The organism is Mycobacterium sp. IS-1264 (assembly GCF_001954195.1).
Lineage (GTDB): Bacteria > Actinomycetota > Actinomycetes > Mycobacteriales > Mycobacteriaceae > Mycobacterium.
On record NZ_MBES01000061.1, the window covers coordinates 1 to 8577 of the forward strand.

Annotated in this window: 8 protein-coding genes and 1 pseudogene; 4 read left to right on the forward strand and 5 right to left on the reverse strand. The window is 67.8% G+C overall.

Translation table 11 applies throughout. From position 1 onward, the window contains the following. Positions 1 to 292 (forward strand): annotated as a pseudogene (locus tag A5744_RS13710) (ATPase); the annotation flags it as partial. Positions 293 to 296: 4 nt separating this feature from the next. Here the strand turns inward: A5744_RS13710 and sigI are convergent. Beyond that, positions 297 to 1181, reverse strand: coding sequence for an RNA polymerase sigma factor SigI (gene sigI / locus A5744_RS13715; protein ID WP_076061838.1), 885 nt, complete (start codon positions 1179 to 1181; stop codon positions 297 to 299). A gap of 113 nt (positions 1182 to 1294) precedes the next feature. On the opposite strand from sigI, the gene A5744_RS13720 reads away from it, so the two are divergent. Then, positions 1295 to 2128 (forward strand): NmrA family NAD(P)-binding protein, encoded by an 834-nt coding sequence (locus tag A5744_RS13720; RefSeq protein ID WP_076061840.1) that lies wholly within the window; start codon positions 1295 to 1297, stop codon positions 2126 to 2128. Between the two features lie 15 nt (positions 2129 to 2143). Next, positions 2144 to 2584, forward strand: coding sequence for a nitroreductase family deazaflavin-dependent oxidoreductase (locus tag A5744_RS13725; protein WP_076061842.1), 441 nt, complete (start codon positions 2144 to 2146; stop codon positions 2582 to 2584). A 108-nt stretch (positions 2585 to 2692) separates the two neighbouring features. Here the strand turns inward: A5744_RS13725 and A5744_RS13730 are convergent, their stop codons facing one another. Then, positions 2693 to 2974 (reverse strand): WhiB family transcriptional regulator, encoded by a 282-nt coding sequence (locus A5744_RS13730; protein WP_076061844.1) that lies wholly within the window; start codon positions 2972 to 2974, stop codon positions 2693 to 2695. A 355-nt stretch (positions 2975 to 3329) separates the two neighbouring features. On the opposite strand from A5744_RS13730, the gene A5744_RS13735 reads away from it, so the two are divergent. Next, entirely contained in the window at positions 3330 to 4058 is a 729-nt protein-coding gene (locus A5744_RS13735; RefSeq protein ID WP_170874490.1) for a helix-turn-helix transcriptional regulator, read from the forward strand. 15 nt (positions 4059 to 4073) lie between these two features. Here the strand turns inward: A5744_RS13735 and eccA are convergent, their stop codons facing one another. The 3 genes from eccA to mycP form a co-directional block, all read right to left on the reverse strand. After that, positions 4074 to 5924, reverse strand: a complete 1851-nt coding sequence (gene eccA, locus A5744_RS13740; protein ID WP_076061846.1) for a type VII secretion AAA-ATPase EccA — start codon at positions 5922 to 5924, stop codon at positions 4074 to 4076. Next, positions 5921 to 7459, reverse strand: coding sequence for a type VII secretion protein EccE (gene eccE / locus A5744_RS13745; protein ID WP_076061847.1), 1539 nt, complete (start codon positions 7457 to 7459; stop codon positions 5921 to 5923). The genes eccA and eccE overlap by 4 nt, the downstream gene beginning before the upstream one ends. Then, a partial coding sequence (mycP, locus tag A5744_RS13750) for a type VII secretion-associated serine protease mycosin (RefSeq protein WP_139331344.1) occupies positions 7456 to 8577 on the reverse strand: 1122 nt, incomplete at its 5' end. The genes mycP and eccE, both read right to left, overlap by 4 nt.

Genomic DNA, 8577 nt, shown 5'->3' on the forward strand with positions numbered 1-8577 from the left:
GGGACTGGCCGGTCTCTTGCACCGCACGCTCGTGGTGCTCAACGATTCCGACGGCCATGCCGACAAACGCACCCGGGAATTGCTGGCCCGCGAATTCATCGAACACGGCCAGCCGGTGGTCGAGGTGCCCTTCGATCCCCATCTACGGCCCGGCGGCGTCATCGATGTGAGCCATCAAATGGCGACGGCGACGCGCCGCAAATTTCTGCAGATAACCGCAACGGTCGCAGGGTATTTCGCGGCGCGGCCGGAACGGGCACGCGATCGCCGCCGCGACGCGGACGGCAGCTGACAAGCTACGGCTGTTGAGCGGCCCCGGCGCGGGCCGACGGATCGGCGATCGCCTCGATCTTGGTGACGAGGCGGCCGCGGATGGTCAGCACGATGGCGGCGAAGAGCCGGCGCTGCGCGAAGGCCAGCAGCACCGGCTGTCCCGCCGGACCGCTCACCACCGTGACTTCCGGCCCGAGGTAGCGCATCAGGTTGGTGGCGACGGCGTGTGGCCCGTGATTGACCTGCGGGGGCGGCGCCGGGTCGGCGAGAACCGTGCCCACGCCCCAGACTGTGGGATCCAGCACGGCGGTCAGTGCGGCGATGTCGCCGTTGGCGCATGCGGTGATGAACTTTTCGGTGACGAGTTGGTGCTCTGCCGAGGCCACCTCGCTCAACTTCGGTTGTGCCGTAGTGAATTTGGCCCGCGCTCGCCGCGCCAGCTGGCGGCAGGTGCCGACCGGGCGGCCCACCGTCTCGGCGATCGTGTCGAAGGGGACGCCGAACACGTCGTGCAGCACGAACGCGACGCGCTCCCCCGGGCTGAGCCGGCGTAAGACTTCCATCAAGGCGCTGCGGACCTCGTCGTCGAGCGTGACACGGTCGGCCGGATCGGCGGACCGCGGTTCGGCCGGCTCGGCGTCGCGGCCATCGCGGGCCGGGCGGCTCAAGCGTTCGTAGCGCGATCGCGCCGAGCGCACCTGATCGAGGCAGAGCCGGCTCGTGACCACGGTCAGCCAGCCGCGGACGTCGTCGAGCTGGTCGACGTCTTCACGGGACAGCCGCAGAAACGCCTCCTGCGCAACGTCTTCGGCGTCACCGACGTCTCCGAGTATCTGGTATCCGAGATTGATCAGATACGGGCGGTGCTGACGCCACGCCTCGGTGATCAGGTCGTACGACTGGTCCATGAATCTTCGACGATCTGATGCGGCAAAAAGTTACACATTCCGGCTGTAACTTTCCCATCTTCCGCCCCGTCCTTGGTGAAAAGCAGTCGCATCACACCGGAAGGAACCACATCATGACGATCGTCGTAACCGGAGCCACCGGCAACGTCGGGCGGCCCCTCGTTGCCGAACTCACCGCCGCGGGCGCCCGAGTGCGGGCGGTCACCCGTTCGCCCGAGGCGGGGTTTCCGTCCTCCGTCGACACGGTCGCTTCGGCGGCCGACGCGTTAGCGGGAGCGTCGGCTGTATTCCTCAATTCCCGCGCGCTCGGGGCCGACCTGCCCGACGTGGTGGCCCAGTGCGTGGCCGCCGGGGTCACCAAGCTGGTGGCACTGTCGGCCATCAACGCCGATGACGATCTCTCCCGGCAGCCGTCGCGGTTCCGCGGCGATCGCAACAAGGAGGTCGAGCAGCTCGCGGTCGATTCCGGCCTGGCGTGGGTGAGCCTGCGCCCCACGGTCTTTGCGACGAACTTCGCCGGCATGTGGTCGGCGCAGATCCGCGCGGGCGATGTGGTGGCCGGACCGTACGCCGCGGCCTCGACCGCGCCGATCGTCGAGGCCGACATCGCGGCGGTCGCCGCGCGGGCGCTGCTCACCGATGAGCTTGTCGGGCAGCGCATTCCGCTGACCGGTCCGCAGGCATTCACGAACACCGAGCTGGTGAACGTCATCGGCGCCGTCCTGGGCCGCCCACTGCGATATCAGGAAGTACCGGCCGACCTCGTCCGGCAACGGTTCATCGACCTGGGTTTCGGCGCCGAGTTCGCCGACGCCTACACGTCCATGCTCGCCGACACGCTCGACAAACCCGCGCTCGTCACCCACGACGTCGAGAAGATCCTGGGCCGGGCGGCGACGCCGTTCGCGCAGTGGGTGTCGACGCACCGCAGCCTGTTCGCGAAATAGATAAGGAGCACTCAGATGTCACAACCACGTCCGCCGCGCTACCTCAAACCGATGAACAAAATGATGATGGCGGTGCAACGGCTCGGGATACCGACCGGCCCCGCCATGGTGCTGACCGTGCCCGGCCGTAAGTCGGGCCAACCGCGCAGCACTCCGATGACGCCGTTCGAGTTCGAGGGCGGCCTCTACGTGGTGGCCGGTTATCCGGGTGCCGACTGGGCGGCCAACGCCCGCGCCGCGGGCACCGGCACGCTGGCCCGGGGCCGGCGATCGCGGCAAGTCAGGATCGTCGAACTGAACGCCGAGGAAGCGCGCCCGGTGCTGCGCGCATTCCCCGCCGAGGTGCCGGTCGGGGTGGCGTTCGCAAAGCGCTCCGGCATGGTGCGGGATGGCACGGCCGACGAGTTCGAGGCGCTGGCGGGCCAGCTCACCGTCTTCCGATTCGAACCGGCTTGACCGCCGTTTCGTCCAAACCCAAACAGCGCGAGAAATCCAGAAGATTTCTCGCGCTGTTGCGCTTCCCGCCGCCGACCCCTCGAAATTCGGCGGCCACTGCGCGCCGGGTTAAGCCGACTTTGCGGTTTCGCGCAGCGGGTACCCGTTGCGCTCGGCCAGGGATCGCAGCTGCCGCAAGGCGAAGGCCCGGCGGCGGCCCGCCTCCGGAATGACGACGCCGCCCCACAACCCTTCCGCACCGGGAGACTCGACGGCCTCGCGCGCACATAGCCACCGCCGGGGGCACGCTCGGCACAGGGCGATGGCCTCGGCATCGGGCGTTGACGTCCAGCGGTCGGGATCCTGCGTACAGGCGCCGAGTGGGACGTTGTACAGAGCTGTTGCGGTCATGGCGCTCGTTCCTTCAGAAGCATTGCGGTCATCCGTGCATGTGTTTCGATACGCTATAGCACTAACCGCTGCGATGCAACAGTTTTGTGGCCGCACTCCGTCGGCTGCGTTACTGTTGGCCGTTCAGTATTCGTCGATATACCCGCTGGGAACGGAGCCCCGCGGCTCTACTTATATGCGCTGACCAGTAGATACATGCGGTGTGGGGCGCGGGCCAGAAGCCCTGGGGCACGACGGCAGCAAACCGTAGCGCTATCGGAACTAAAAACGTAGCGGCCGTGGTACGAGGCGGCCGGTGCGACGGTTAGAATCGCACCGGCGGAAGGTCCGCCCAGCGAGCCGAGGATCACCGCAAATGCCCACCGCCGATTCCAGCGAGCCGGATCCCGCCATGGTTCGGGCCGGGGCGGCCGCGGCCGCGCGCCGGCGTGAACTGGGCATCAGTCAGCGAAGTCTCGCGGCTGACGGAATAATCAATGCCGGCGCACTCATCGCGTTCGAAAAGGGGCGCAGCTGGCCGCGTGAACGAACCCGGGCCAAGCTCGAGCAGGTGCTGCACTGGCCCGCGGGAACCATCGCGCGGCTCCGCCGGGGCCACGCCGGAGACGCCGAAGTCGAGCCGGAAGCGGGCGCACCGGGCCCGAACTCCGACGCCCCGACATCGTTGATCGCGCAGGCGATCGTTGCCGCGGTGGACGGCTGCGGCCTGGCGATCGCCGCATTGCCACCGGTCGACGATCCGCTATTCTTCGAGCGGGCGACGCCAATCCTCGCCGATCTGCGCCAGCTCGAGACGATCGCCGTTCGCGCGACGCGCATCAGCCGGATTACCCCCGAACTGATCAAGGCGCTGGCCACGGTGCGCCGCCACTACGACGAACTGATGACGGTCGGCGCGAGCGCGCCGGGCGCTCCGCTGGGGCAGCGTCTCTATGCCGCCCGACAGACGGCGAACCTTTCCCCCCGGGAAACCGCGCAAGCGGCCGGCGTGGCCGAGGAGATGATCGTGCGCGTCGAAGCCGGTGACGCGGTACCCCCCGGCGTCGCCGCTGCGATCGAAACGCTGATCAGCCACATTCAGTGAGGCTGCCGCCGTCGTTCAAAGCGCTATCGGCACATGCTTTTCCGCGCACGCGTCCTTGACCGCGGCGATTATGTCCTGGGTGCGAATCGCCTGTAGGTCCTCGACGGTCACCGACCCCTTGTCGGTGCGGTGCTGGGCGGCCACCCGCGAGTCCCGCAGCCGTTCCGCGCGTTCGACCACGTTTCGTGCGAATCGACCGTTCTGCATCAGGTCGATCCCGTGCTCCCCATTGGGTGCGTGGTAGGCGCGCAAAGTCAGGCAGGCCGCCTTCAACGCTTCGCCGGCGGCGTCCTCGAGCACGGTGGCGCGCGGCTTGCCGTAGCGCACTGCGATTTCCACCAGCTCGTCGGGCGTGTACGACTCGAACCGCAGTTTGCGATTGAACCGCCCCGCCAGACCCGGGTTGACCGTGAGGAATTCGTCGACTTCCCGCTCGTATCCCGCGCCGATGAAGCAGAAGTCGAACCGGTGCACCTCGAGCGCCACCAACAACTGGTTGACCGCCTCCATGCCGATCATGTCCGGCCGGCCGTCCTGGTGGCGCTCCACCAACGAGTAGAACTCATCCATGAACAGGATGCGGCCCAGCGAGCGGCTGATCAGTTCGTTGGTCTTCGGGCCCGAGGCGCCGATGTGTTCCCCGCAGAAGTCGGCGCGCTTTACCTCGATGATCTCGGGATGGCGCACAATGCCGAGGCCGGCGTAGATCTTCCCCAGTGCCTCCGCGGTGGTGGTCTTGCCGGTGCCGGGCGGGCCCACCAGCAGCATGTGGTTGGTTTGATTGGCCACCGGCAGTCCGGCCGCCAGGCGCAGCGCGCGGACCTCGATCTGGTCCTCCAGTTCGGCGACCGCGCGCTTGACTTCGGCCAATCCGACTTGGTTGTCGAGCAACGCACGCCCCTCCTGCAGGAGTTCGCTGCGCCGCTCTTGGTGTTCGGACTCCTGGCGTTGCTGCTCCGACAGCTCGGTGGTCACGTCCCACTTGTTCGTTCGGCTGCGGATGGCATCCTCGTCGGTGATCACCAGCTGCAGCGCGGGATCGGCTAGCGCTTGCTTGGCCGGCTCGATCAGCGCACCGTTGATCGTCGCCTTCGACAGCCAGATCTGCGCCTTGTTCTCCTCGCCTAGCTGGCGATGCGCCATGCCGCGTACATAGGCAAGGTCGGCGGCGATAAGCGGGAAATCGTTGGGATCTATTGCGGCGAGGGCGGTTTCGAGATTGTGACGACGCGACTCGGTCGGGCCGCCGTATCCGGAGCGCAGTTCGACGCGATCGGTCCACTCCAGCGCGACGCGCCCCTGCCCGAGATGGGCCGCGGCGTGGGCGGCCAGGGTGCAGGTCGCCGCGGTGACGGCCGACATGATGATGGCCTGGGGCGGCAGGACCGCGGCCGCCACCGAGATCACGTCCGGCCAGCGTTGGGTCGCGAACATCAAGTAGGCCTCGATGTACTGGCGCCACTGGTGGTTTTCCCAGGTGTCCAGCAGCGACGAATCCTTAAGTAGCGCTTCGGCTTTCTCATACTGACGGTCGTCGATGAGCGCGCTGGCCAGTGCCAGGCCGGCGTGGGAGGCCTCGGTTACCGATATGGAGAGGTACGGCCCGGCTTTGATCGGCGCCGACAAGCGGGCGCCGAGGCGGTTGGTCTCCCGGTGCAGCCGGGCGCCATAGGTGTAGAGCTGTTGCACGGTCGGCAGCGACTCGTCACCCGCGGCGATCCGGCCCAACCAGGCGTCGGCCATCGACGGATCGATCTCCGTCGCCTCCCGAAACCGCGCCGCGGCGCCGGCGGCGTCGGTGTCGAGCAACGTCATCGCCTGATCGAACATCTTGCGCGCCGCAGCGGGTGTGGTGCTGCTGGTCATTGTGTATCCACCGCTTCGAGCTCAGAGCTTCGCAAAACCGTCGGTTCCGACGATACGTAACGGTTTTCGGCGCGGAACAACTCCACCTCCACCGTGTGTACCTGTCTGTCGGTTCGAACTTCCACCGTTGCCGGACCGACCTGGGTGATCAGCACGTTGGCCGTCCCCCGGTACGGCTCGCCCGGTTCGCCGACGGAGATCAGCGTGTTCGGGCGCGGGGCGGGTGTCAGCGTCCCGTCCACGACGCTGACCGTCGTGCCCGAGACCGGCTTCGACTGATCGCTCACCGCGATGTCGGGCATGCGAACCGTTGCCCACCGCTGCATGTTTCGGGTATGCACCGTGATGCGCTCGCCAGCACCGGCCATGCGGATCACGAACCGCTTGGCCAACGCGTCCTCTGCGGCAATGTGCACGCGGCTGAACTCTCCCGCGTCGTCCAACGGCAGCAGCATCCGGTTTCCCCCGGCGACCTTGCCGAGCAGCACACCCGACGGCCCGATCGGGACCAGCAGCGGTCTGCGCAGCGTCCCCCGGCGAATGCCGTGCAGTGTCGGAAGCGGGCCGCACAGATTGGCGGCGATGGCATGCGCCTGCTGCCCCGGCAGCGTGCGCAGCATGGTGCTCAGTGGGGCCGTCGGCTGTTGTGCGGTACGCACCGTCACGGTGGCGGTGGCGCTGCCGTCGCCGAAAAGCGTGATGTTCTGGATGATTCCGTCGGCGCGCGCCGACCACACGTGGGCCAGCTTCTCCGCGGTGATGTCGGCCGGCGAGTACCAGTATGTCGTCAACCAGCCGCTGTCCCCGCGAACGGATCGCCAGCGCCGGTTGGACACCTCCAGGGCCGACCGGCCCAACCGCCGCTCCATCTCGACGATGTCGGTGGCCGTCGCGACCTTTGCGCGGATGCCCTGTTGGCGCATCGCCGCACTGATCCGCTGCGCGGCCGCGAGCGTCGCGGTGCCGACCGAGGTCCGCTCGCGCAGTGCCTCCACGTTGTCGAGAACCGAAGTCCGTACGATGAGCCAAGTTTCGCGCTGACCGGCATAGGGAGGCGTACCGATCAATGTGTCATACACGCGCGGATAGTCGCCCGTGCTGCGCCGGCGAGCGCCCGCGCTCACCACGCTGAGCGAACCGATTCTCAGACCGAGGCTCTGGTGCAGCAGCGGCTTCAGATCGGTGATGTCGAAAGCGTTCTCGGTGTACGTCGACGTCGACCCGGTGAACAACGTCGGGGTATGTGGCTTCCCGAGCAGCTGGACCGCGGCCACCGCGACGCCGTCCTGGTATCTAACCCCGCCGCCGGCACGGTCGTTTGCGACTGTGAGTGGCTCAGTCCACCTGATCGGCCGACGGCGCCTCACCCACGAGATCAGCCATGACCACAGCGGCTGTCCGCGCCAGCGGACGACGCCGATCGCCGTCCCGATCACCAAACCGCCTGCGGCACCGCCGTATCCGCCGACCGCCCACCCGAGGAGGGCGGTGAGGAAAATGCCGACGATGATTGTCAGCTTCGTCCCGGGTTTCATCTCTCCCGCCGTGCCCGAAAGATCAGCGACGCCACCGCGATGGCTGCCAGGACAACGCCTGCGAACACCAGTGCCATATTGCGTGCACGATGGTCCGGTGGCGGTGGTGGTGGTGCCGGGTGGACCAGGCGGCTCTGCGCGGCGGGTGGAAGTCGGTCTCCCGCAGGCACATCGAAGGTCAGGGCGGCCACCGGGTCGACGACGCCGTAGCCGACTTGGTTGTCGACTCCGCGCGGAGGGTTGTGCGCCGTCTGCAGAATTCGATTGACGATCTGGTGTGCCGACAGCCCGGGGTATTTCGCGCGCACCAATGCGGCCACACCGCTGACGTAGGCCGCAGAGAAGCTGGTGCCCCAGAACGGCATGTTCTTCTCGCCCGGGCGGATTGGCGGGTAGGCGTTCGCCGGCCCGCCGGTCTCCGGGGACAGTCCCATGATCCCGACGCCGGGCGCCGCGGCGGCGACCCACGGCCCCGCCAGGCTCTTGTTGATCGGCGAGCCCGTGTTGTCCACCGCGCCGACCGACAGCACGTAATCGGAGAACCACGACGGCGACGACACGGTCTTGACCTGATGCCAGTCGCGGGGATCCGATGCGCTGAGCGGATCGAACGACGGGTTTTGCGCGCAGTCGTCTTCGCTGTCGTTGCCCGCCGCCGCGACGATCACCGCATCCTTGACGGTCGCGGCGTACCACACGGCCGCTCCGATGGCGCCCTGATCCAGCGGATCGGCGGCCGAAACACATGCCGTCACACTGACATTGATCACCTTCGCGCCCATGTTTGCGGCGTGGACGATGGCACTGGCGAGCGTCGCGATGGTGCCGGCCTTCTTGCGTCCCTCCATGCCGCCCGGACCCGGATTGGCGGGTTCGTAGGCCCGCGAAGACTGCCGGATCGAAATGATCACCGCGTGCGGTGCGACGCCGACGATTCCATCGGGTGCCCCCGGCGGCGGCGGCGGCACCTCGGGATCGTCGGGCTGGTTCGGCGCCGGATCCCCGGGCCCGTTGGAGGGCACGTCCGGTGGCGGGGGTGGCGGCGGTGCCGGCGGTGGCGGCACGATTTGGGTGATCGTCACCGGGGGCGGCGGTGGTGGTGGTCTGTCTCTTCTGGG